The organism is Streptomyces sp. NBC_01551 (genome assembly GCF_026339935.1).
Classification (GTDB): Bacteria; Actinomycetota; Actinomycetes; order Streptomycetales; family Streptomycetaceae; genus Streptomyces.
On the sequence record NZ_JAPEPX010000001.1, the window covers coordinates 2,736,163 to 2,757,645 of the forward strand.

General features: G+C 73.5%; 21 protein-coding genes and 1 pseudogene. 10 read left to right on the forward strand and 12 right to left on the reverse strand.

From position 1 onward, the window contains the following. The first annotated feature begins 4 nt into the window (after nt 1-4). The 3 genes from OG982_RS12100 to OG982_RS12110 all read left to right on the forward strand — a co-directional run bounded on the left by OG982_RS12100 (nt 5) and on the right by OG982_RS12110 (nt 2,470). Nucleotides 5-1,156, forward strand: coding sequence for a lipid-transfer protein (locus OG982_RS12100; protein WP_266787503.1), 1,152 nt, complete (start codon nt 5-7; stop codon nt 1,154-1,156). Nucleotides 1,157-1,271: 115 nt separating this feature from the next. Continuing rightward, nucleotides 1,272-1,697, forward strand: coding sequence for a Zn-ribbon domain-containing OB-fold protein (locus OG982_RS12105; protein WP_266792005.1), 426 nt, complete (start codon nt 1,272-1,274; stop codon nt 1,695-1,697). Further along, nucleotides 1,694-2,470, forward strand: a complete 777-nt coding sequence (locus OG982_RS12110; protein WP_266787501.1) for an enoyl-CoA hydratase/isomerase family protein — start codon at nt 1,694-1,696, stop codon at nt 2,468-2,470. The genes OG982_RS12105 and OG982_RS12110 overlap by 4 nt, the downstream gene beginning before the upstream one ends. An 11-nt stretch (nt 2,471-2,481) precedes the next feature. On the opposite strand, the gene OG982_RS12115 is transcribed toward OG982_RS12110, so the two are convergent. Continuing rightward, nucleotides 2,482-3,099, reverse strand: a complete 618-nt coding sequence (locus tag OG982_RS12115; protein WP_266787499.1) for a hypothetical protein — start codon at nt 3,097-3,099, stop codon at nt 2,482-2,484. A gap of 41 nt (nt 3,100-3,140) precedes the next feature. Beyond that, nucleotides 3,141-3,821 (reverse strand): TetR/AcrR family transcriptional regulator, encoded by a 681-nt coding sequence (locus tag OG982_RS12120; RefSeq protein WP_266787497.1) that lies wholly within the window; start codon nt 3,819-3,821, stop codon nt 3,141-3,143. Nucleotides 3,822-3,978: 157 nt separating this feature from the next. Between OG982_RS12120 and OG982_RS12125 the strand changes: the two genes are divergently transcribed. Beyond that, entirely contained in the window at nt 3,979-4,551 is a 573-nt protein-coding gene (locus OG982_RS12125) for an NADPH-dependent FMN reductase (RefSeq protein ID WP_266787496.1), read from the forward strand. A 138-nt stretch (nt 4,552-4,689) separates the two neighbouring features. Continuing rightward, nucleotides 4,690-5,264 (forward strand): annotated as a pseudogene (locus OG982_RS12130) (class I SAM-dependent methyltransferase). 121 nt (nt 5,265-5,385) lie between these two features. On the opposite strand, the gene OG982_RS12135 reads toward OG982_RS12130, so the two are convergent. The 3 genes from OG982_RS12135 to OG982_RS12145 form a co-directional block, all read right to left on the reverse strand. Continuing rightward, a complete protein-coding gene (locus OG982_RS12135) occupies nt 5,386-5,883 on the reverse strand; it encodes a peptidylprolyl isomerase (protein ID WP_266787494.1) in 498 nt (165 codons plus the stop codon). Nucleotides 5,884-6,008: 125 nt separating this feature from the next. Then, a complete protein-coding gene (locus OG982_RS12140) occupies nt 6,009-8,477 on the reverse strand; it encodes a PQQ-binding-like beta-propeller repeat protein (RefSeq protein WP_266787492.1) in 2,469 nt (822 codons plus the stop codon). Nucleotides 8,478-8,609: 132 nt separating this feature from the next. Next, nucleotides 8,610-9,437 (reverse strand): VOC family protein, encoded by an 828-nt coding sequence (locus OG982_RS12145; protein WP_266787490.1) that lies wholly within the window; start codon nt 9,435-9,437, stop codon nt 8,610-8,612. 278 nt (nt 9,438-9,715) lie between these two features. Here OG982_RS12145 and OG982_RS12150 point away from each other — a divergent pair, with 278 nt between their 5' ends. Then, nucleotides 9,716-10,363 carry a TetR family transcriptional regulator gene (locus tag OG982_RS12150; RefSeq protein WP_266787488.1) on the forward strand — a complete coding sequence of 216 codons (648 nt, stop codon included), beginning with the start codon at nt 9,716-9,718 and terminating at the stop codon, nt 10,361-10,363. 111 nt (nt 10,364-10,474) lie between these two features. Here the strand turns inward: OG982_RS12150 and OG982_RS12155 are convergent, their stop codons facing one another. After that, complete coding sequence (locus OG982_RS12155) at nt 10,475-10,948, reverse strand: nitroreductase family deazaflavin-dependent oxidoreductase (protein WP_266787486.1); 474 nt, start codon at nt 10,946-10,948, stop codon at nt 10,475-10,477. Continuing rightward, complete coding sequence (locus OG982_RS12160) at nt 10,948-12,198, reverse strand: acyl-CoA dehydrogenase family protein (protein ID WP_266787484.1); 1,251 nt, start codon at nt 12,196-12,198, stop codon at nt 10,948-10,950. The genes OG982_RS12155 and OG982_RS12160 overlap by 1 nt, the downstream gene beginning before the upstream one ends. Nucleotides 12,199-12,337: 139 nt before the next feature. Here OG982_RS12160 and OG982_RS12165 point away from each other — a divergent pair, with 139 nt between their 5' ends. After that, complete coding sequence (locus OG982_RS12165) at nt 12,338-13,558, forward strand: acetyl-CoA acetyltransferase (RefSeq protein WP_266787482.1); 1,221 nt, start codon at nt 12,338-12,340, stop codon at nt 13,556-13,558. A gap of 203 nt (nt 13,559-13,761) precedes the next feature. Here OG982_RS12165 and OG982_RS12170 read toward each other — a convergent pair whose 3' ends face one another. Further along, on the reverse strand, nt 13,762-14,220 hold the full coding sequence (locus OG982_RS12170) for a hypothetical protein (protein ID WP_266787480.1): 459 nt from the start codon (nt 14,218-14,220) through the stop codon (nt 13,762-13,764). Nucleotides 14,221-14,361: 141 nt separating this feature from the next. Between OG982_RS12170 and OG982_RS12175 the strand changes: the two genes are divergently transcribed. Beyond that, nucleotides 14,362-15,705, forward strand: a complete 1,344-nt coding sequence (locus OG982_RS12175) for a hypothetical protein (RefSeq protein ID WP_266787478.1) — start codon at nt 14,362-14,364, stop codon at nt 15,703-15,705. Nucleotides 15,706-15,845: 140 nt separating this feature from the next. On the opposite strand, the gene OG982_RS12180 is transcribed toward OG982_RS12175, so the two are convergent. Next, nucleotides 15,846-16,433: a hypothetical protein gene (locus tag OG982_RS12180; protein WP_266787476.1), complete on the reverse strand. Its 588-nt coding sequence runs from the start codon at nt 16,431-16,433 to the stop codon at nt 15,846-15,848. A 24-nt stretch (nt 16,434-16,457) separates the two neighbouring features. On the opposite strand from OG982_RS12180, the gene OG982_RS12185 reads away from it, so the two are divergent. Further along, nucleotides 16,458-17,123 carry a pyridoxal 5'-phosphate synthase gene (locus OG982_RS12185; protein ID WP_266787474.1) on the forward strand — a complete coding sequence of 222 codons (666 nt, stop codon included), beginning with the start codon at nt 16,458-16,460 and terminating at the stop codon, nt 17,121-17,123. Nucleotides 17,124-17,127: 4 nt separating this feature from the next. Here the strand turns inward: OG982_RS12185 and OG982_RS12190 are convergent, their stop codons facing one another. From OG982_RS12190 to OG982_RS12200, 3 genes are read right to left on the reverse strand one after another with little or no spacing between them, the layout of a single operon-like run. Beyond that, entirely contained in the window at nt 17,128-18,360 is a 1,233-nt protein-coding gene (locus OG982_RS12190; protein WP_266787472.1) for a serine hydrolase, read from the reverse strand. 55 nt (nt 18,361-18,415) lie between these two features. Further along, nucleotides 18,416-19,000, reverse strand: a complete 585-nt coding sequence (locus OG982_RS12195; RefSeq protein ID WP_266787470.1) for a Zn-ribbon domain-containing OB-fold protein — start codon at nt 18,998-19,000, stop codon at nt 18,416-18,418. Further along, the gene (locus tag OG982_RS12200) at nt 18,955-19,407 is read right to left on the reverse strand and encodes a DoxX family membrane protein (RefSeq protein ID WP_266787468.1); all 453 of its coding nucleotides are present in this window, start codon (nt 19,405-19,407) and stop codon (nt 18,955-18,957) included. The genes OG982_RS12195 and OG982_RS12200 overlap by 46 nt, the downstream gene beginning before the upstream one ends. 253 nt (nt 19,408-19,660) lie before the next feature. Here OG982_RS12200 and OG982_RS12205 point away from each other — a divergent pair, with 253 nt between their 5' ends. After that, nucleotides 19,661-20,926, forward strand: coding sequence for an NAD(P)/FAD-dependent oxidoreductase (locus OG982_RS12205; protein WP_266948530.1), 1,266 nt, complete (start codon nt 19,661-19,663; stop codon nt 20,924-20,926). The last annotated feature ends 557 nt before the right edge of the window (nt 20,927-21,483 follow it).

Genomic DNA, 21,483 nt, shown 5'->3' on the forward strand with positions numbered 1-21,483 from the left:
GGCGATGGCCATAACACTCAAGGACGCTACGGCGATAGTCGGGATCGGGCAGACGGCCTTTGCCAAACGGCTCCCGCAGTCCGAGAAGGAATTGGCGTGCCGTGCGATTCTGGCCGCCCTCGCGGACGCCGGCATCGCCCCCTCCGAGGTCGACGCCTTCGCCTCGTACACGATGGAGGAGACCGACGAGGTCGAGGTCGCCAAGGCCATCGGCGCCGGCGACGTCACCTTCTTCTCCAAGGTCGGCTACGGCGGCGGCGGCTCCTGCGCCACCGTCGGCCACCTCGCGGCCGCCGTCGCCACCGGGCAGGCGAGCGTGGGCGTCGCCTGGCGCTCCCGCAAACGCGGCTCGGGGCCGCGCCCCTGGAAGAACACCGCCGTACAGCTGCCCACCCCCGGCCAGTGGACCCGCCCGTTCGGGCTGCTGCGGCCGGCCGACGAGATCGGCATGCTGGCCCGGCGCTACATGCACGAGTACGGGGCCACCCGCGAGCACCTGTTCAACGTCGCGATGGCCTGCCGCAACCGGGCCAACGAGAACCCGGCCGCGATGATGTACGAGCGACCGCTGACCCGCGAGATGTACATGACCGCCCGCATGATCAGCGAGCCGCTCTGCCTCTTCGACAACTGTCTGGAGACGGACGGGGCGCTGGCCTGCGTGATCGTCTCCGCCGAGCGGGCCCGGGACTGCCGGCAGAAGCCGGTGTACGTGCACTCCGTGGCCCAGGGGCTGCCCGCCCAGCACCACGGGATGGTCAACTACTGGAACGACGACCCGCTGTCCGGGCCGGCCTGGACCGCCGCCCGGCACCTGTGGAAGCAGGCCGACTTCGGGCCGCAGGACGTGGACGTGGCCCAGATCTACGACGCGTTCACCCCGCTGATCCCGCTGTCCCTGGAGGGCTACGGCTTCTGCGGGCGCGGCGAGGGCGCCGCGTTCACCGAGGGCGGGGCGCTGGAGATGGGCGGCCGGCTGCCCGTCAACACGGGCGGCGGCGGACTCAGCGAGGCCTACGTACACGGCTTCAACCTGATCAACGAGGGCGTCAAGCAACTGCGCGGCATCTCCACCGCACAGGTGCCGGACGCCGCGACCTGCCTGGTGACGGCGGGCGAGGGCGTCCCGACGTCCGCGATCCTGCTGCGAGCCTGAGGAGCGAGCGACGATGACGACGACCCCGGCCGCCGACGCGGCCACTGCTGCCACTGCTGCCACTGCTTCCGCTTCCGCTTCCGCCTCCGCCTCCGCCTCCGCCTCCGCCGACGAGCTGCTGCTTCCCGTCCCGGACGAGGACGGCGCGCCCTTCTGGGAGTACGCCGCCCGGGGCGAGCTGCGGATCCAGGCCTGCGCCTCCTGCGGCAGACTCCGCTTCCCGCCCAGACCGTGCTGCCCGCATTGCCAGTCGTTCGACTCCGAGTGGCGCCTGATGAGCGGACGCGGGCGTATCTGGTCGTACGTCCGGCCGCACCCGCCCCTGCTGCCCGCCTACGCGGCGCAGGCCCCGTACAACGTGATCCTCGTGGAGCTCGCCGACGCGCCGGGGATCCGGCTCGCCGGGAACCTGGTGGCCTCCCCCGACGCCCCGCTCGACTCGGTGGACCCGGGGCGGCTGCGCATCGGCGCCCGGGTCCAGGTCGCGTTCACCGAGACCGGCGGGATGGCCGTGCCCCGCTGGCTGCTGGAGCGGTCGTGACGGTGCGGGTGGAGCGGGACAAGGCGACCGGGGTCGCGGTCGTCACCCTGGACCGGGAGCGCCGGCACAACGCCGTCGACCTGGAGACGGCCGCCGAACTGGCCGCCGTGTGGCGTGAGTTCCGGTTCGAGGACGAGGTGCGGGCGGCGGTGGTGACGGGCGCCGGGACGGCCGCGTTCTGCACCGGCATCGACCGCTCGGTCCAGGTCCCGCAGCCGGGTTCCCCGTACTCGGTCGACGACCCGCTGGTGGCGATCGGCCCGAAGGCCAACGACCTGTGGAAGCCGGTGATCGCCGCCGTCAACGGCATGGCCTGCGGCGGCGCCTTCTACGTCCTGGGCGAGGCGGAGTTCCTGATCGCCTCCGACACGGCGAGCTTCTTCGACCCGCACACCACGTACGGGATGGTCAGCGCCTACGAGGCCGTCTACATGGCGCAGCGGATGCCGTTCGGCGAGGTCGCCCGGATGTCCCTGATGGGCACGGCGGAACGGCTCTCGGCGCGCCGGGCCTACGAGATCGGCCTGGTCTCCGAGCTGACGGCGCCCGGGGAGCTGCTCCCGGCGGCGCTGCGGGCGGCGCAGACTCTGGCCGGATTTCCGACGGAGGGCGTGCAGGGCACCGTACGGGCGCTGTGGTCCGCGAAGCGGGCGGCGCTGCAACAGGCCCTGGACCAGGCGCCGGCGCTTATCGCGCTGGGGAACCTGACTCCGGAGCGGCAGGCCTCGCTGTTCGCGGGGCGGCGGGAGGCGCCGGAGCCCCGGGTGCGGTGAGCGCCGGCCGGTCAGCGGGTGCGCTTGGGCTTCGGCTTGGAGGTGGACTTCGGCTTGGGCTTGCCGATGCCGGAGCCGCCGTCGGTGGAAGTCTCGCCGGGGCTCGCAGTGGCGGTCGGGACGGCGTCGATCCGCCCGATGACGCAGCCGCGCACGTCCCCGGCCTTGGCCGGGAGGTCCATCGGCACCTCCACGGTCCGGCTCTCGCGCGCTTTCAGCGCGACCTCGACGGAGGCGGAGTCGACGCGGCCGGCCGCGCCCTCGAAGACGAGGGGCACCCGGAAGGTGCGGTCGCCCGCCGTGTCGGAGGTGACCTTGAGGGTGGCCTTCGTACGGCCCGGGCCGGCGCAGGTGACGACCTCGGCGTGGGCGGGCGGGGCGGTCGGCGTCGAGGTGGCGGTGGGGGTGGCCGGGGCGGTCGCGTCGGCGCCGCTGCCCCCGCCGCCGCCGTAGGACTTCTTCTTCGGCTTGCCGCTCTTGGAGCTCGAACACCCGCCGCCGCTGCTCTTGCCGTTGCCCTTGCCGCTGCCCTTGCCGTCACTCTTGCCGCCGCTCGACGAGAAGCCCGTGAGCGCCAGTACGACGGCCGCGAGCACCGCCGCGAACCTGATCCGACGTCCAGCCACCATGGCCCGAACCCCTCCCCCGTGGACAACGGCGGGCCACGCTATCAGGAGCCGGCGCGGCCGTACCGGCTGAGGAAGAGGTCCACCCCGAGGCCCGCCCGGTCCCGCAGTTCCGCCTCCGACACCCGGTACGCCGGGTCGAAGGCCTTCGCGAGCTGCGGGACCGACACGGTGACCGCGACCAGCTGCCGGACGGCGAGTTCCACGTCCGGTACGTCGAGCACCCCGCGCGCGACGAGCACCCGGACGGCCTCGACCAGGGGGCTGTTCATGGCGGCGTAGCTGCGCAGGTACCAGAGGCGGCCGAGCTGCGGGAAGCGCTCGGCCTCGCCGATGACGAGGCGGCGCAGCGACGTCAGCCGGTCGCAGAGCTGGAGCCGCATCCAGTCGGCCTGTACCGCGACGAGGGCTTCGCGCAGGTCAGGGGCGCGGGTGAGCATGTTTGCGCAGGGCTCCAGGCCGGCGTAGGCGTTGCCGAGGACGCCGCCGATGACGGCGAGGAAGAGCCGCTCCTTGCTGCCGAAGTGCTTGTACACGGTCGGCTTGGAGACCTCGGCGCGGGAGGCGATGGCGTCGACGGAGGCGGCGCTGTAGCCGCCGGCGAGGAACTCGGCCACGGCGGCCTTGGTGATCGCGCTCCGCTTGGCCCGCGAGACACCGGCCGCGTCGGGGATCACCGGGATCCCGAAGGCGTCGTACACGTCAGTGGCGGCGGGTGCGCTCATGGGACTCACCCTACCCCCGAACTAAACCAAACGGTGTAGTTGCGAGGTTGAACTACACGGTTTAGTCTCATCCCCGTCGAGCCGCCAACAGCCCGACGCAGCACGTGCCTTGCCGACGTCCCGCGACGTCCCGCCGACGCCTTCCCAGGGGGAACCCATGTCCGAGTACAAGATCCTCGCCATCTCCGGCAGCCTGCGCGCCGCCTCGCACAACACCGCCCTGGTGCGCGCCGCACAGAAGCACCAGCCCGGCGGCCTGAACATCGAGATCTACGAGGGCCTGCGCGAGATCCCCCCGTACGACATGGACATCGACAACCCGCAGGACCGCCCGGCGGTCGTCAACGAACTGCGCCGGCTCGTCGCGGAGGCGGACGGCCTGTTCATCGCGACGCCGGAGTTCAACTACTCGATCCCCGGCACCCTGAAGAACGCCATCGACTGGATCAGCACCGACTGGACCAAGACCGAGGGCCTGCCGCTGCTGCGCAAGCCGATCGCGATCTCGGGCGCCGCCCCGACGAACTTCGGCTCGGTCCGCGCCCAGCTGGCGCTGCGCCAGGTGTTCGTGTGGACGGACAGCGACGTCGTCGTCAAGCCCGAGGTCATCCTCTTCCGCTCCTCCGAGCGCTTCGACGAGGCGGGCAACCTGACGGACGAGACCTCGATCGAACTCCTCAAGGGCCTGCTCGGCGCCCTGAAGACGAAGATCGACAAGTCCCGCGCCTGACCCCTCCCGGGCCCGTCCCCGGCCGCCGCCGTACCCCCCAACCCACGGGGGGTACACGCGTTTTGACCGGGAGCGGACCACACCCGACTCCCCTCAGCGGCAGTCGGACGCCCGGGGGAAGTCCGTGGCAATCACCCCATGCCGACACACTCCGTAGGCCCGGAAATCATCGCCTTCTACAGCGAGACGATCAGCGAATCCGACCGGCTGAGCAGCAGCGCGGACGGCTTGCTGGAGATGGTCCGCACCCAAGAGCTGCTGCGGCGCCACCTTCCGATCGCGCCGGCCAAGGTCATCGACATCGGTGGCGGACCCGGCGCGCACGCACGATGGCTGACCAAGGACGGCTACGACGTCGACCCGATCGACCCGGTACCGCGTCACGTCGCGGAGGCTGCCGCCGCCGGGTTCAGCAGCGCGCTCGGCGATGCCCGCGCGTTGTCCGCCGCCGACGACTCGTACGACGTCGCGCTCGTCCTGGGCCCGCTGTACCACCTGCTCGACCCCGGCGACCGCATCCGGGCCCTGCGCGAAGCGGCCACGGCATCGAGGGCCCGGCGTGGTCGGCGCTCAAGGCCGCCGAACAGCACACCGGGAGCAGCCTGGCCGACACGAAGATGTTCGAGGCCGCGCTGACGGCGGCGCAGCTGGCCGAGCCGCACCCGGACCTGCTCGCCGCGAGCTCGCACATGCTCGCCGTGGCCACGGCGTAGCCGGAGCCCCCGCCCCTCGAGCCCCGCCGGGCCCGCGCCCCGGGCCCCGCCGGGCCCGGGCATGACGGCGGCCCCGTCCCGCGAGGGGACGGGGCCGGCCAGCCGTGAAAGGCGGGGAAAATCAGGCGGCTTCGACGACGCCCGAGGCGGCGATCTCGATCTTGCCGCGGGTGGCGCCCGAGGGGGTGCCGAGCTTCTCGATCGTGTCCACGATCTCCTGGCCCTGGACGACCTCGCCGAAGACGACGTGCTTGCCGTCCAGCCACGGGGTGACGACGGTCGTGATGAAGAACTGCGAGCCGTTGGTGTTGCGGCCGGCGTTCGCCATCGACAGCAGGTACGGGCGGTCGTGCTTCAGCTGGAAGTTCTCGTCGGCGAACTTCTCGCCGTAGATGCTCTTGCCACCGGTGCCGTTGTGGTTGGTGAAGTCACCGCCCTGCAGCATGAACTGCGGGATGACGCGGTGGAAGCCGGAGCCCGCGTAGCCGAAGCCGTTCTGGCCGGTGGCCAGCTCGCGGAAGTTCCGCGCGGTCTGCGGGACGACCTCGTCGAAGAGGTTGAAGACGATACGGCCGGCGTCCTGGCCGTCGATCTTGATGTCGAAGTAAACGTTGCTCATGGGGTCCATCCTGTCACTCCCGGTGCCGTACGCGACTCAGCGGGGCCCGGGCGCCGCCCGAACCGGGCACCGGGCCGCGCGCCGGGCCGGGCCCCGCGCGGGCCCGGGCCGGGCGACGTCCCAGGTCAGGTGCTCGTACGGGTGCCGGTTCCCTTGGCCGCGTCCAGGGCGTACACGCAGCGGTCCTTGCTGCACGCGTAGACCACGCCCGCCTCGGCCACCGGGGCACCGGTGATCTCCCCGCCCGTGGCGAGCTTCCAGCGGAGCTGGCCCCCCGCCGCGTCCAGGGTGTACAGGCAGTGGTCCGCCGAGCCGAAGTGCACCCGGCCGTCCGCGACCGCCGGCGGGCCGGTGATCTCGCCGCCCGCCGCGAACCGCCACTTCGGGGTGCCCGTGACCGCGTCCAGGGTGTACAGCGCGCTGCCCGCCCCGAGGTGGACGTTGCCGCCCACGACCAGCACCGGGTCCGAGGACGGCCGCGGCTCGGTCGCGATGCGCCAGCGGTCGGTGCCGGTCAGCGCGTCCAGGGCGTAGACGGTGCCCAGGTGGTCGGCGAGGTAGACCCCGCCGCCCGTGACCGCCGCGCCCGGCGCGAAGGCCGGGGCCGCCAGGAACACCGCCGGGGCCTCGAAGTGCCAGCGGACCCGGCCAGAGGCCCGGTCGACCGACAGCACGCGGGTGCCGGCGCTCACGTAGACGTTGCCGTCGGGCGCGGGAGTGACCCGTACGGGCACGTTCGCGCAGGACGCCGCGTCGCCGACCGGGTACGACCAGGCCTCCAGGCCGGAGCGGGCGTCCAGGGCGCGCAGCCGGGCGTCCTGCCACACGTACACCGTGCCGTCGTGGAGGACGGGGGCCGCCTCCGGGGTCTCGAAGTCGGTCTGCGCGCCGGTCAGCTCCCACAGCTTCTGGCCGTTGGAGGCCTCCCAGCCCTGTACGCCGCCGCCGCGCGTGGCGGTGACGACGGTGCCGCGCTCGGCGCGCAGGGCGTACACCCAGGCGTCGGCGGAGACCCGCCAGCGCTCGGAGCCGTCGGTGGCGTCGAGGGCGAAGAGGGAGGGGCCGTCGGAGGCGTGGATCCTGCCGTCGGCGACGGCCATGGACCAGGCGACGTCGCGCGTCTTGAACTGGCGGCGGCCGCTGGCCACGTCCAGGGCGTGCACCTCGAAGGAGGTGACGTACAGCAGGTCACCGGCGACGGTCGGGGTGCCCCACACCTCGTTGGACATGCGGAAGCGCCACGGCCGCCAGCGGCCGCTGTCCGGTGCGGGAGCGCCGGTACGGGAGCTCGTACGAGGGCCCGCACCGGAAACGGAGGAGACGGAGGAGGCGGAGGAGGCGGAGGAACCCGGCCCGGGGATGCCCGCGACGGCTTCCACCGCCGCCGCCGAGGAGCCGCCCGGCGGGCGCACCCATCCGGTCGCCGAATCCGCCGCGGCCTGCCCGGCCGACGCCACGACGCCCGCCCGCGGACCGGGACCGATCGGCACCGGCGAGCCGCCGAGCCGCACCGGCTCGCCCGAGCGCACCGGGGACATCGGCGGATGGTGCGGGCGCGGCGGGGCCGCGTGCCCGGTGCGCGGGTCCACGTACGGCTCGACGCCGCGCGGGCGGCGGTGGGTGGCCGCCTCGGAACCCGAACCCGAACCCGAACCGGGACCGGGCGACGGGCGCGGGACCGGCGTGGCCGGGGCGGTGCGCTGCCCGGCCCGGCGGGCCTCGATCATCGCGACGGCCCGGCCGGGCAGCCACGCGGAGGCGGTGCCGCTGTCGTCGCCGCCGTCGAAGAGGTGCGGGGCCAGCTGGGCCTGGAGGTCGGCCGGGGTGGGCCGCAGCGTCGCGTCCATCTGCATGCAGGACTCGATCAGCGGCCGCAGCTCCTCGGGGAGCCCCTCCAGGTTGGGGCCCTCGCGCAGCAGCATGAACACCGTCTCCACCGGGTTCGCCCCGTGGTACGGCGGATGCCCGGTCGCGGCGAAGACGAGCGTCGAGCCGAGCGAGAACACGTCGCTGGCGCCCTTGACGCTGCGCGAGTCCTTCGCCTGCTCGGGCGACATGTACGCAGGGGTGCCGACCGCGACGTTCGTCATGGTCAGGCGGGTGTTGGAGACGCCGCTCGCGATGCCGAAGTCGATCACGCGGGGGCCGTCCTCGACGACCAGCACGTTGGACGGCTTCAGGTCGCGGTGCACCAGCCCCGCCCCGTGGATGGACTGCAGCGCCTCGGCGATGCCGGCCGCGAGCCACCGTACGGCCTGGGCGGGCATCGGCCCGCACTCGTTGACGATCTCCTCCAGGGAGGGCGCCGGGACGTACGCGGTCGCCAGCCACGGCACGGCGGCGCGCGGGTCGGCGTCGACGACGGCCGCCGTGTAGAAGCCGGACACCGCGCGCGCGGCCTCCACCTCGCGGGTGAAGCGCACCCGGAACAGCTGGTCCTCGGCGAGCTCGGTGCGCACCGTCTTGATCGCGACTCTGCGTCCGGACGCCGACCGTGCGAGATAGACCAGCCCCATGCCGCCGGCGCCGAGCCGTCCCAGCACCTCGAAGGGGCCGATCCGTCTCGGGTCGTGCTGCGTCAGCTGCTCCACCACTCGCCTCCACACCTCCCCGTACGGACCCTCGCCGGGCCCGTTTCCACCGGTCGCGCGGCGGCACGCGGCGGTCGGCCCCGTGCAGCGTCTCACTCCGGGGCGCCGCCCCGGGGTCGCGCAACCCCGATTCTGTCAGGCCCGCGCCTGCTCCGGTCCCTGCTCAGGCTGTGCTTTCGCACGAGGCTCCGAGAGGATGCCGAAGACGGCCCCCTGATTGTCCGCGAGGACGGCGATCCGCCCGTACGGCGTATCGAAGGGATCGGCCGTGACCCGGCCGCCGAGGCGCTTGGCCGTGGCGACCGTCTGGTCGCAGTCGGGGACCGCGAAGTAGAGCAGGAAGTGCGCCGGCATGATCTCCGGGAAGGCGTCGGTGATCAAGGTCCGGCCGAGGACGGCGGTGTCGGAGCCGGGGGCGCTGCCGGGCGGGGACCAGACCCGGTACTCGACGCCGCTCTCGGGGTCGTCCTGGTCCTCGGGGACGTAGCCGAAGACCTTGGCGTAGAAGACGTCCACGGCGTCGCGGGCGCGGGTGTAGACCTCCGCCCAGCAGTACGTGTACGGCTCCTGCTGGGCGTCGAAGCCGTGGTGGGTGCCGGGCTGCCAGAGGCCGAAGACGGCCCCGCCGGGGTCGGCGGCCATGGCGGCCGTGCCGTACGGGCCGACGGGCTGGGGGTCCATCACCATCTGGCCGCCGGCGGCGCGGATGCGGGCGGCGCAGGCGTAGGCGTCCGAGGTGTACAGGTAGACGCCCCAGACGGTCGGCATCCGGCCGTCGGGCTTGGGGGCGAGGGCGGCGACGTTGCGGCCGAGGCTGTACGCCTGGGTGTAGCCGCCGTACTGGGGTCCCGCGCCGGGGCCGAAGGTCCACCCGAAGAGCTCACCGTAGAAGCGCTTGCCCGCCTCGACGTCCGGGAGGGAGGCGTCGACCCAGCAGGGTGCGCCTTCCGCGAATGCGGCCATGAGCCCGGTTCCTTCCGTTGTGCCCCTGAAACAGGATGTGCCCGAAAACTTGTCCACAGCCTGTTGATAAGACTATTCGGGGGATACGCCACGATACGTACCGGGGCCGATTCCGGCCTCGCCGGCACCGCCCGGCCCCGACGGCACGCCCCCGGCCCCGCCTCACCACCGGGCCCGGGCCGGGCCGATTCCAGCCCCGCGGGCGTGTGAGGCGGCCGGGTAACCCCATTTGCAGGCGGCCGAATCGCGCGCCGATCACCCCTCGGTAAGCTGACGGCATGACAGGACAAGTACGCACCGTCGACGGGCGTGTCGCCGGCCGGCGCGGCCAGGCGACGCGGCAGAAGCTGCTCGACTGCCTCAGCGAGATGCTCAGCTCCTCGCCGTACCGCGACGTCAAGGTGATCGACGTCGCGCGCAAGGCCGGTACCTCCCCCGCGACCTTCTACCAGTATTTCCCGGACGTCGAAGGCGCCGTCCTGGAGATCGCCGAGCAAATGGCCACCGAGGGCGCGCAGTTGACGTCGCTCGTCGAGGGCCGGAACTGGGTCGGCAAGGCCGGCTGGGCGGCGGCCGAGGAACTCGTCGAGGGATTCCTGGACTTCTGGCGGGCCAACGACGCGATCCTCCGGGTCGTCGACCTCGGCGCGGCCGAGGGCGACAAGCGGTTCTACAAGATCCGCATGAAGATCCTGAACTCCGTCACCAACTCCCTCACGGAGTCGATGAAGGAACTCCAGGCCAAGGGCAAGGTCGACAAGGACGTCAGCCCGGCGGCCATGGCGGGATCCCTGGTCGCGATGCTGGCCGCGGTCGCCTCGCACCAGAAGGGCTTCCAGACCTGGGGCGTGAAACAGGCCGAGCTCAAGCCGAACCTGGCGCTGCTCGTGCACCTGGGCATCACCGGCAAGAAGCCGACCAAGTAACGGCGGACCCCGGGGTCTTCCTCCGGGGATCCGCCGCCACGTCAACCACCCGACCACCCGCGGTCAGCCGCTACGCCTGCGGCCCGCCGCTCGCGGCCAGCCGCCCCGCGATCAGCGACGCTCCAGGCGGAACAGCCGGATCTCGCGCTCGATGCGCGCCTGGTACGTCGCGTACGGCGGCCAGAACCCCAGCACCGCCCGCCACGCCGCCGCGCGCTCCTCGCCCTCCAGCAGGCGGGCTCGTACGGCGATGTCCCGACCCTTCCAACTCACGTCCGCGTCGGGGTTCTTGAGGAGGTTCCCGGTCCATGCCGGGTGCCCCGGTCGGCCGAAGTTGGAGCCGATCAGCAGCCAGGTCCTGCCGCCGTCCTCCGGCATGCAGGCGAGCGGCGTGGTGCGCGGCTCGCCGGTCTTGGCGCCCTTGGCGGTGAGGATCACACCGGGGAGCATCTGGGCGCTGAGCATGACCTTGCCGCGGGTCAGCTTGTGCACCGCCTTGTCCAGGGCGGGGATGAAGTGCGGTGCCAGCTTGGCGAACAGCACGGTCGAGGAGACCTTCTGCATGAGCTTGACGCCGGGAGCCATCAGACGGCCACCCTCTCCTGGGTCGGTTGCCGGTCGAACAGGCCCGCCCGTTCCGCGGCGTGCGCCCGGAGCCGGTGGACGGGGCCGAACAGCAGCTCGTCGGCCGCGGCCCGCTTGAAGTAGAGGTGCGCGTCGTGCTCCCAGGTGAAGCCGATGCCGCCGTGCAGCTGGATCGCCTCGCCCGCGGTGATCCGCAGAGCCTCCAGGGCCTGGGCGAGGGCGAGGCCCGCCTGGTCCGGGTCCCAGGCGGCGTAACAGGCCGCCGAGCGGGCCGCCTGGATCTGTACGTAGAGGTCGGCGAGCCGGTGTTTGACCGCCTGGAAGGACCCGACCGGCCGGCCGAACTGCTCGCGCCGGCAGACGTACTCGACCGTGCGGGCGAGCGCCTGCCCGGCCGCGCCGACCGCCTCGGAGGCGAGCACGGCGGCCGCGGTGCATCCGGTGGCGGCGAGCGCGCCCGGCACGTCGACCGCCCCGCCGATCCCCCCGCCGGTCCCGTCGTACGTCCCGCCTCCGGTCCCTTCGCACGTCCCGTCGCCCAGCAACTCGGCCGGTACGTCGCGCAGTTGCACCCGCGCCTGCGGCCGGGTCTCGTCGAGGGCGGTCTGCCGGGTCCGTACGAGGCCGGGCGCGTCCTCCCGCACCAGGAACAGCAGGATCCGGCTGCGGGCGAAGCCGCCGGTGTGCGCGGCGACGAGGAGCAGCCCGGCGCTGTGCCCGTCGAGGACCTGGGCGGCCTCCCCGTAGAGCCGCCAGCCGCCGCCGGCCGCGTCGGCGCGGGCCTGGACCCCGCCGGCGCGACCGCCGCCGGCCCATTCGCCGACGGTGTTGTCGCCGGTCAGCGCGAGGGCGGTGGCCAGGGCCGGGCCGGGGACGACGAGCGCGGCGGTGAGCCCGCCGGCCGCGAGCCGCGGCAGCAGGGCGGAGCGCTGGGCGGCAGTCCCGAGCGCGGTGACCAGCGGCACGGCGAGCGCGGCGGTGGCCAGCAGCGGCGACGGCAGCAGTGCCCGCCCGGTCTCCTCGCAGGCCAGGGCCAGGTCGGCGGGGGTGCAGCCGACGCCTCCGTACTCCTCGGCGACGGCGAGGCCGGGCAGGCCGAGCCGCTCGGAGAGCTGCTGCCACAGCTCCGGGTCGTATCCGGCGACGGTGCGGACGGCGGCCTTGACCTCGTCCGGGCCGCAGCGTTTGCCCAGGATCTCGCGCAGGGTGCGGCGCATCTCGTCCTGCTCCGCGGTGAAGGCGGCGTCCATCGGCGGGCTCCTCCCCGTATCTGACGGGGCGTCATGTTAGGGCGGGGCGGGCGAGATGCACAGGGGGCGGGGGCGCCGGGTCGCCGCGGACTAGAAACTGACGTACCGTCAGTTGTACGGTCGGCTCATGTCGCCTGCCATGTCTGGACCCCTCCACGCCGGCGCCGGGACCGAACCCGCCGCCGCCACCTCCGCGCGCCGCCGCCGGGTCGCGGTCGTCGGCGTCGCCCTGTCGGACTGCGGCCGCGTGGACGGCCCCACCCCCTACGCCCTGCACGCGCAGGCCGCCCGCCGGGCCCTGGCCGACTCCGGCCTCGACCGCTCCGTCATCGACGGCCTCGCCTCGGCGGGCCTCGGCACGCTCGCGCCGGTCGAGGTGGCCGAGTACCTGGGGCTGCGCCCCACCTGGGTCGACTCCACCTCGGTCGGCGGCTCCACCTGGGAGGTCATGGCGGCGCACGCCGCGGACGCGATCGCGGCCGGGCACGCGAACGCCGTGCTCCTGGTCTACGGATCGACGGCCCGGGCCGACATCAAGGCCCGCCGCCGCACCTCGAACCTCTCCTTCGGAGCACGGGGGCCGCTCCAGTTCGAGGTGCCGTACGGGCACACCCTGATCTCCAAGTACGCGATGGCGGCCCGCCGCCACATGCACGAGTACGGGACGACCCTGGAGCAGCTCGCCGCGGTGGCCGTCCAGGCCCGGGCGAACGCGGCGACCAACCCGGACGCGATGTTCCGCGACCCGATCACGGTCGACGACGTCCTGTCGGCCGACATGATCGCGGACCCGTTCACGAAGCTGCACTGCTGCATCCGCTCGGACGGCGGCTGCGCGGTGCTGCTGGCGGCGGAGGACTACGTACCGGACACCGCCAAGTCCCCGGTGTGGATCCTGGGCACGGGCACCTCCGTCTCCCACACCACCATGTCGGAGTGGGAGGACTTCACCGTCTCCCCCGCGGCCGTCTCGGGCCGCCAGGCCTTCGCCCGCGCGGGCCTCACCCCGGCGGACGTGGACCTCGCCGAAATCTACGACGCCTTCACCTACATGACCCTGGTCACCCTGGAGGACCTCGGCTTCTGCGCCAAGGGCGAGGGCGGCGCCTTCGTCGAGAAGGGCCGCCTCCTGCGCGACGGCGAACTCCCGGTCAACACGGACGGCGGCGGCCTCTCGGCCTGCCACCCGGGCATGCGCGGCCTGTTCCTCCTGGTGGAAGCGGTCCGCCAACTCCGCGGCGAGGCGGGCCCGGACCGCCAGGTCACCCGCCGCAACGGCCACCTACCGCAGATCGCCCTCGCCTCGGGCACGGGGGGCTGGTTCTGCTCGTCGGGAACGCTGATCCTGGGACGGGGGTAGGGCCCGCCGCCGCAGGGCGGCGTCCCGCTCCTGGTACCAAGCGGACCGCGTCCGCCTCCCACCGCGTTCCGTACCGGACGACCGAGCCGATCTCCAGGACCGTGCGCTCCTCGTCGAGGTCGAGGTGACGCAGTCTCTTCCGCAGCCCGGTCGACGAACCGCCAGCGCCCCTCCTTGTCCTGAACGGGAATCCATCTGCCGGTTCACCTGGACTCCTCCAGCCGTGCGACCCCCACGCGGACAAGGAGTGCGATCGAGGCCGGGTCGCAGTGGCCGGGGCGGACGCCGGGAACGGCCCAGTAGATCGGCGTATGGGGCGCGTACTCGCAGCGGCTCATGGCCGGGACGCCGAGGTGGGTGCGTGGGGCCAGGCGTTCCACACCGGTTGCGGCGGTCCGCCAGTTGATGTGCGCGTCGGGCCTGATCAGCGCGTAGTAGTTGCGACCGCGGCCGTCGTGGATGACCGGGCCGTCGAGACGGTCGGCGAGCGCGAAGCCGACGTCGTCGCGGTCGGTGGACCCGACGGCCGCGTGCACGACGGCCTCGGGGAGCCGGACCGCGCCGAAGGTCGCCCCCACGGGAATCACGGCGACCCCGCGCTCCGCCCACTCGGCGTACGCCTGCCCCGGATCCGGGTGGCCGCCGGCCAGCCAATCGGTCATACGCGTACGACTGCCCACGACTGCGCTCCCTGCCTTCGTCCCGCTCGGTCACCGTTCAGGTAACCGCGCGACCACTCCCCGCGAGTACCGTTGGAGAGTCGGAGAAGTATGCAAGCCATGCACCTGTCCCGGGAGTTGCTCATGGCGCAACGCTCACGCACACCCAACACCGGCCTCCCCGTGTTGCTCGATCAGGCCGGATGGTCGCGGTCCCAGTTCGCGTCGATCATCAATCGACTCGGCGCGGAGGCCGGGATGAGCCTCAAGTACGGGCAGCCCGCCGTGTCCCAGTGGGTCGCCGGACATGAACCACGCGCGCAGGTCCGGGCGCTCCTCGTCGAAGCGTTCGAACGGAAACTCGGCCGCCCCGTCACCTACGCCGAGGCAGGACTCACGCCACCGGCCGGACCGGGGGAGGCGGACACTGTCCGAGAACTCGTAGACCTCGGAAGGGCCGACATGGATCCGTCCCGACGGCGCGTCATCACGACAGCGGTGTTCTCCGCCGCGCTCGCCATCCCCCTCTTCCCCGAGCTCGCACACGCGGACAGCCCCGACCCGATCAGGCCGGGGAAGGCCACGACCCGTGTCGGCCAAGGCCAGGTCGAGGCCGTCCGGTCCATGACGGACCGGATCGCCGACATCCTCGACGAGCTCGGCGCCGGGCACGCACGCCCCATGGCCGCCGCGTTCCTCGTCAACACCGTGGGCCCCTGGCTCAAGGCCGAGGCGGCCGCCCCCGTACGGCGCAGCATGCTGGCGGCGGCCTCCGACCTGGTCTACCTCACCGGATGGATGGCCATGTACGAGCGCCAACACCGGCTCGGCCAGGACTACTACGTGAGCGCCCTCAAACTGGCCGGCGAGGCCGAGGACCACCTCACCTACTGCCGCACGCTGCGGGGCATGAGCCTCCAGGCATCGAACCTCGGCTACGGCCGCCGAGCCCTGGAGCTCGCGGACTCCGCCGCCGAGGCCGCCCCGGCAGCCGGCCCCCGCCTGGTGGCATTCCTGCGCGGGCAGCAGGCCCACAGCGCGGCGATGGTCGGCGACCGCCGCACCGCCTTCACCCGACTACGCGAGGCCGAGTCGGCCCTCGCCCGCGCCGACGACCGGCGGGAGTCGGTCGGCGGCTACGACCGCACTGCGTACCTCTTCCACGTCGCCCACGTTCTGAACGAGACCAAGGACCTGCCCGGTTCGGTCAGAACCCTGAAGGAGTCGATCCGGGTACAGCCCGCGAACGAACGACAGGGCCGACTGCACTCTTACGGCCTGCTGGCACAGAGGCAGCTGGCCATCGGCCACGTCGAAGCCGCATGCGAGTCCTGGGGCCGGTTCCTCGACGAGTACGAGGGCCTGAGCTCAGCGCGCGGGGACGAGCATTTCGAGGTGATGACACTGCGCCTGAAACCTCACACCAAGGTCCGCGCGGTACGCGAGCTCCGCGACCGCGCACAGATGGTAGGCGCGCTCAAGCGCTGACGCCCAGCACGGGGCAGCTGCGGACGCACGGGGCAGGAGGGCGTCACGATCGTGGGCGTCCCCCGGCGCTGTTCGAGATCGCTCAGTCCACGGGGTCCTGCCGGGTAAGCCCGGCGCCCGGCGCCCGGCGCCCGGCGCCGCTACCAGTTCAGTGCCGCCCCTGGGCGGCCGTTCGGGGTCAGGGGGATGTCGTGGGGGCGGTGGTCCAGGTCGATCAGGCGGATCGTGTCGTGGGAGAGCCACTGCGCCTGGAGGATGCCCTTCGACCAGTCCGACGCGGCGAAGCGGGTCAGCGGCCAGCGGTGGGCCGTGGGGAAGGTGCCCTGGTCCACGTAGACCTGCCAGACCGGGTCCGCCAGCGGTGACGTCAGTTCCACCACCAGGCGCCGGGGTGCCCCGCCCCCGCCGGCCGGGGCCGTGATGTCGTACTCCCGCGCCGGGAAGGGGTCCGAGGCCATCAGCAAGAGCGGGATCGTCAGCGCGGCCAGGAGGGCGACGGCGACCACGGCGGTGACGACCGGCTGCGCGGCGGCGGGGCGCCAGGTCCGCAGCAGGATCCCCGCGGCGAGGGCGAGACCCGCGAGGGGGCCGAGCAGCCACGGGCTGTTCAGCTCCGCGACGACGGCCAGACCGCCCGGGCGCTCGTACAGGCGGCCGACGGTCGCCGCCGCCACGCACATCACCGCGACGCCGATCAGGGCGAGCCCCGCACCCCTTCGTATCCTCATGGGCCCGCACCCTAGCCTGGCCTCATGACCAGCGACTTCCACGCCACCCTGCACGCCCTGCGGGTCTGGGACGGCCCGCTCCCCGCCTTCGACGCCGCGGCCGCGCCGACCGAGCCGCTCCCGCTGTTCCGGGAGTGGTTCGTGCACGCCGCGCGTGCGGGGCAGCCGGAGCCGCACACGATGAGCCTCGCCACGGTGGATTCCGGCGGGCGGCCCGACGTACGCACCCTGATGCTGCACGACGCCGACGACCGCGGCTGGCACTTCGCCACGCACGCCACCAGTGCGAAGGGCCGCCAGCTGGCCGCCCACCCGGACGCCGCGCTGGGCTTCTACTGGCCGGCCGTGGCGCGGCAGGTCCGGATCCGGGGCCGGGTCACCGCCTGTGGGCCCGAGGAGAGCCGGGCCGACCTGGCGGTCCGGTCGCGGGGTGCGCTCGCGGCCGCGCTCACGGGCCGTCAGAGCGAGGTGCTGGGCAGCGCCGAGGAGCTGGCCGAGGCTTCGGCGGCCGCGTGGGAGCGGGCCGGCGCGGAGCCGGACGCCCCGGCTCCGACCTGGACCCGGTACGTCCTGGACGCGGCCGAGGTGGAGTTCTTCCAGGGCGACCCGGCGCGCCGCCACACCCGGCTGCGCTACGTCCGCACCCCGGGCGCCGACGCCGCCTGGACGCGGCAGCTGCTCTGGCCGTAGGCGCTCAGCCGCCGCCCGGCGCCTGAGGCTTGTGCCCCGGGTACACGTGGTCCGGGGTCACGACGGCGGTGACCGCCTGGCCGAAGAGGGTGCTGGGTTCCTGGCCGTCGTAGCGGCTGTCGGTGTTGAGGAGGATGACCATGGTCGCCCGCGCCGGTGGCAGGTAGACCGGCAGCACCTCGTACCCGGGGATCGAGCCGTTGTGGCCGATCCAGCCCTGGACGTCGAAGATGCCCAGCCCGTAGCCGTCGCCCTGGACGTTCATCGGCGTCGTCTTCAGGCGCTCGGCCTGGGTCGCGGGCGTGAGCAGCGTGCCGGTGGCGAGGGTGCGGGCCCAGCTGCGCAGGTCCTGGAGGTCGGAGATCATCGCTCCGGCCGCCCAGGCCCAGGAGGGGTTCCAGTCGGTCGCGTCCTCGACCTTGCCCGAGGCCGTCTGGTTCGTGTAGCCGTGGGCGTACGGAACCGGCATGGCCGCGCTCGTCGGGAAGACGGTGCGGCGCAGCCCGGCCGGCACCAGGACGTCCTGGGTGATGACCTCGTGGAGCGGGCGTCCGGTGATCTTCTCCACCACCAGTCCGAGCAGGATCAGGTTGGTGTTGGAGTAGTCGAATTTCGCCCCCGGCGGGAACTGCACGGGATGGCCGAAGGCGTACGCGAGCAACTGCCTTGGCGTGAAGGACCGTTCGGGATCGGCCTGGAGCTTCTTGATGAAGTCCGCGTCGAGGCTGTAGTTGAACAGCCCGGAGCGCATGCCCGCCAGCTCGCGCAGCGTGATGCGGTCCCCGTTGGGTACGCCGGTCACGTATCTCCCGATGGGGTCGTCCAGCCCGGCCTTGCCCTCGTCGACGAGCTGGAGCAGGGCCGTCACGGTGAAGGTCTTGGTCTCGCTGCCGATCCGTACGTGCAGGTCGGTGGCCATCGGCGCGCGCGTCGCCTTGTCGGCGACCCCGAAGGTACGGACGTACTCGCCCTTGCCGGGGGCCCACAGCCCCACGGTCACGCCCGGCACCCCCGTCTGGCGCATGACCTCGCGCACGGCCGCGTCCAGTTGCGCCGCGACGGCCGGGGTGAGCTGCCGGAACTCCGCGTCGCCGCCCGACGGGGTGGGCGCGGCGGGCAGGGTCGCAGCCCCCGCCGCCTCGTGGGCGGAGCCGGTGGCGACGGCCGGGGCGACGAGCGCGCCCGCGGCGGCGGCGGCCACGCAGGCCCGGCGCAGCCAGGTGTGGGTTGGCTTCACGGCACGCTCTCCCGCCGTCCGACTCCCGCCGTCCGAGGACCCCCGGGCAACACCCTCAGCGTAGGGTCGCGCCACCCCGGTCGCTCGGCGAGCCGTCACCGACGGCCGGCCGGAACACGGCCACCGCCACGCCTTCCGCGGCCCCGCCCACCGCGGCCGCACCCGCCGCCGCGACGCCCCCCGCCACGCTCTCCGCGGCCCCGCCCGCCGCCTCCACCCGGAACGTGACCTCCAGCGGCATGCCGATCCGCAGGTCGGCGTGCGCGCAGTCCACGACCTCCGTCATCATCCGGGGCCCCTCCGCCAGGTCGACCACCGCCGCCACGTACGGGACCCGCGTCCCGAACGGCGGGAGGTCGTTGCGGTGGATCACCGACCAGGTGTACAGCGTGGCGCGGCCGCTCGCCGCCTCCCACGTCACCCGGTCCTCCCCCGCCCAGCAGAACGGGCAGAACTCCCTCGGGTAGTGGTGCGCGCGCCCGCACTCCCCGCAGCGGCGCAGCAGCAGCCGGCCGGTCGCGGCCGCGTCCCAGTAGGGGCGGGTGAAGTCGTCGACGTCGGGCAGGTCGTAGCGGGCGGTCCCGCCGGCGGGGCTCACAGGAACAGTCCCGTCGCCGCGTCGACCGACCAGGTCTGCCATCCCATGGCGAAGAGCGCGACGAGCGAGATGAGGGCCATCATCGCGTTCTGGCCCTGCTCGGCCCAGTCATGGATCATCAGCACCAGGTACAGCAGGTTCAGCAGCAGCCCGCCCACCAGCGCGATCGGCGTCAGGAGCCCGAGGACCAGGCCCAGCCCGAGCGCGAGTTCCGCGTAGACGACGACGTACGCCATCAGGCGCGGCCTCGGCTGGACGACCTTCTCGAAGCCGCCCTTCACGAACGGCCAGCGGTGCTTGCCCGCGACGTCGGCCGCCCAGGCGATGCCGGTGCCGCGCTCGAACCAGCCCTTCTTGTCCTTGTGCCGCCAGCTCTCCAGCCACCACAGGCCGAGGCCTATCCGGAGCACGGCGAGCCATTCGGCCCCACTGAGCCAGATGGTCTGCATCAGCGCCCTCCCTCCCCTCTCGATCTGACGGTACGTCAGTTCACCGGATCCGGACCGATCCCGCAAGGCCCCCCGCAACGGCCACCGGTGCCGCCGCCCACACCCCCGCCCGCCACCGCCCCCCGCACCGCCGCCAGCGGGGACCCCGGCGTCCGTGATCGATCCGCAATCGATTCCCCGCCCGTCCGAGACCCATCAACCCAGCGTGGCGATACGATCACACCTCATGCCCGGAGTCACCACAGCACCCGACATGACCACCCAGCCCCGCCCCGTCTACGTGATCGGCGCCGGGCCCGGCGGCCTCGCCGTCGCCGCCGCGCTGCGCGCACGCGGGGTGCGCGCGGTGGTCGTCGACAAGGCCGACGCCGTCGGCGCCTCCTGGCGGGGGCACTACGACCGGCTCCGCCTGCACACCACCCGCCGCCTCTCCGCCCTGCCCGGACTGGCGATTCCGCGCCGGTTCGGGCGGTGGGTGTCGCGGGACGACGTGGTGCGGTACCTGGAGAAGTACGCCGAGTTCCACGAGCTGGAGCTGGTGACCGGCGTCGAGGTGACGCGCATCGAGCGCGCCCCGGAGGACGGCGGCGACGGCGGCAACGGCAACGGCAGCAGCCACGGCGACCGCGGCGGCCCCGGCTGGCTCCTGCACGCCACCGGCGGCCGGGTGCTGGCCGCCCGGGCCGTGGTCGTGGCCACCGGCTTCAACCACACCCCGCGCCTGCCGGACTGGCCCGGCCGCGACACGTACACCGGGACGCTCACGCACGCCGCCGCCTACCGCAACCCCCGGCCGTACGAGGGCCAGGACGTGCTCGTCGTCGGCGTCGGCAACACCGGCGCCGAGATAGCCGTCGACCTGGCCGGTGGCGGGGCCGCGCGGGTCCGCCTCGCCGTGCGCACCGCCCCGCACATCGTGCGCCGCTCCACCGCCGGCTGGCCGGCCCAGCGCACCGGGATCCTGGTACGGCGGCTGCCCGTACGCCTCGTGGACCGGCTCGGCCGGCTCGTCGCCAAGGCGTCCGTCCCGGACCTGACGGCGTACGGGCTCCCACGCCCGGAGTCCGGCCTGTACAGCAGGGCCCGACAGGGGGCGATACCGGTGCAGGACGTCGGCCTGATCGACGCCGTCCGCACGGGCCGGGTGGAGCCGGTCGCCGCCGTCGAGGCGTTCGACGGCGCCGAGGTGGTGCTCGCGGACGGCTCCCGGATCACCCCGGACGCGGTGGTCGCGGCCACCGGCTACCGGCGCGGCCTGGAGGGCCTGCTCGGCCACCTCGACGTACTGGACGAGCGCGGGCGGCCGCTCACCCACGGCCGGCGCACCCCCGAGCAGGCCCCCGGCCTGTACTTCACCGGGTACACCAACCCCATCAGCGGCATGTTCCGGGAGATGGCGCTGGACGCGGAGAAGATCGCCAAGGCCGTCGCCCGCAGGCTCGGCGTCCGGGCCGCGGCCCGGCGTTCGGCCGAGCTCCTGCCGGACACCGGCCTGCGCCCGGTGGACCCCCCGGCCTGACCCCGCGCCCCCACCCCGGCTCCGGCTCCGACGCCGACGCCGACGGCGACGGCGACGGCGACGGCCGCCGTGACCGCGTGGGCCCGGCCGGGGAACAGCCGGCCGCTCAAACGCCGGACGCCGGACCCCGCGGCGAACTGCGGCGCGAGACCGGGCCGTCCACGCGGAGCGCGATTCGGAACGCCCGCACGACGCGAACGCGCCACGGCGCGGCGGGATCACGGGTACGGTGGCCGCTCCCTCGGCCGCCGCCATCGCCGCGACCGGACGGACGAGCCGACCCGGCCCGGACGGACGAGCCGCCCCCGGCCCGGACGGACGATCCGACCCCGCCCCGACGGCGACCCCGGCCAACGCAGCGGACGCGCCAGACCGGCGCCCCCGCAGAGCGGCCGAATCGGCCCTGGACCCCCTCCCGGGGGATCTGCGACCGTTCCACACATCACCTCCACCAGCTTTCCCGCGCAGGCCTGTTCCTGACGGCGCGTCAGTTCAGTAATCTGACTACGCGTCAGTTAAGGAGTTCACGGAGATCTTCGAGCAGGGAGCGGGCGGAA

Excerpts from the sequence above, each read along its gene's own strand:
- OG982_RS12100 (WP_266787503.1), top strand. The coding sequence starts at position 5 with ATGGCCATAACACTCAAGGACGCTACGGCGATAGTCGGGATCGGGCAG.
- OG982_RS12115 (WP_266787499.1), bottom strand. The coding sequence starts at position 3,099 with ATGGTGGCTGGACGTCGGATCAGGTTCGCGGCGGTGCTCGCGGCCGTC.
- OG982_RS12120 (WP_266787497.1), bottom strand. The coding sequence starts at position 3,821 with ATGAGCGCACCCGCCGCCACTGACGTGTACGACGCCTTCGGGATCCCG.
- OG982_RS12125 (WP_266787496.1), top strand. The coding sequence starts at position 3,979 with ATGTCCGAGTACAAGATCCTCGCCATCTCCGGCAGCCTGCGCGCCGCC.
- OG982_RS12135 (WP_266787494.1), bottom strand. The coding sequence starts at position 5,883 with ATGAGCAACGTTTACTTCGACATCAAGATCGACGGCCAGGACGCCGGC.
- OG982_RS12145 (WP_266787490.1), bottom strand. The coding sequence starts at position 9,437 with ATGGCCGCATTCGCGGAAGGCGCACCCTGCTGGGTCGACGCCTCCCTC.
- OG982_RS12150 (WP_266787488.1), top strand. The coding sequence starts at position 9,716 with ATGACAGGACAAGTACGCACCGTCGACGGGCGTGTCGCCGGCCGGCGC.
- OG982_RS12155 (WP_266787486.1), bottom strand. The coding sequence starts at position 10,948 with ATGGCTCCCGGCGTCAAGCTCATGCAGAAGGTCTCCTCGACCGTGCTG.
- OG982_RS12160 (WP_266787484.1), bottom strand. The coding sequence starts at position 12,198 with ATGGACGCCGCCTTCACCGCGGAGCAGGACGAGATGCGCCGCACCCTG.
- OG982_RS12165 (WP_266787482.1), top strand. The coding sequence starts at position 12,338 with ATGTCTGGACCCCTCCACGCCGGCGCCGGGACCGAACCCGCCGCCGCC.
- OG982_RS12170 (WP_266787480.1), bottom strand. The coding sequence starts at position 14,220 with ATGACCGATTGGCTGGCCGGCGGCCACCCGGATCCGGGGCAGGCGTAC.
- OG982_RS12175 (WP_266787478.1), top strand. The coding sequence starts at position 14,362 with ATGGCGCAACGCTCACGCACACCCAACACCGGCCTCCCCGTGTTGCTC.
- OG982_RS12180 (WP_266787476.1), bottom strand. The coding sequence starts at position 16,433 with ATGAGGATACGAAGGGGTGCGGGGCTCGCCCTGATCGGCGTCGCGGTG.
- OG982_RS12185 (WP_266787474.1), top strand. The coding sequence starts at position 16,458 with ATGACCAGCGACTTCCACGCCACCCTGCACGCCCTGCGGGTCTGGGAC.
- OG982_RS12195 (WP_266787470.1), bottom strand. The coding sequence starts at position 19,000 with ATGGCAGACCTGGTCGGTCGACGCGGCGACGGGACTGTTCCTGTGAGC.
- OG982_RS12200 (WP_266787468.1), bottom strand. The coding sequence starts at position 19,407 with ATGCAGACCATCTGGCTCAGTGGGGCCGAATGGCTCGCCGTGCTCCGG.
- OG982_RS12205 (WP_266948530.1), top strand. The coding sequence starts at position 19,661 with ATGACCACCCAGCCCCGCCCCGTCTACGTGATCGGCGCCGGGCCCGGC.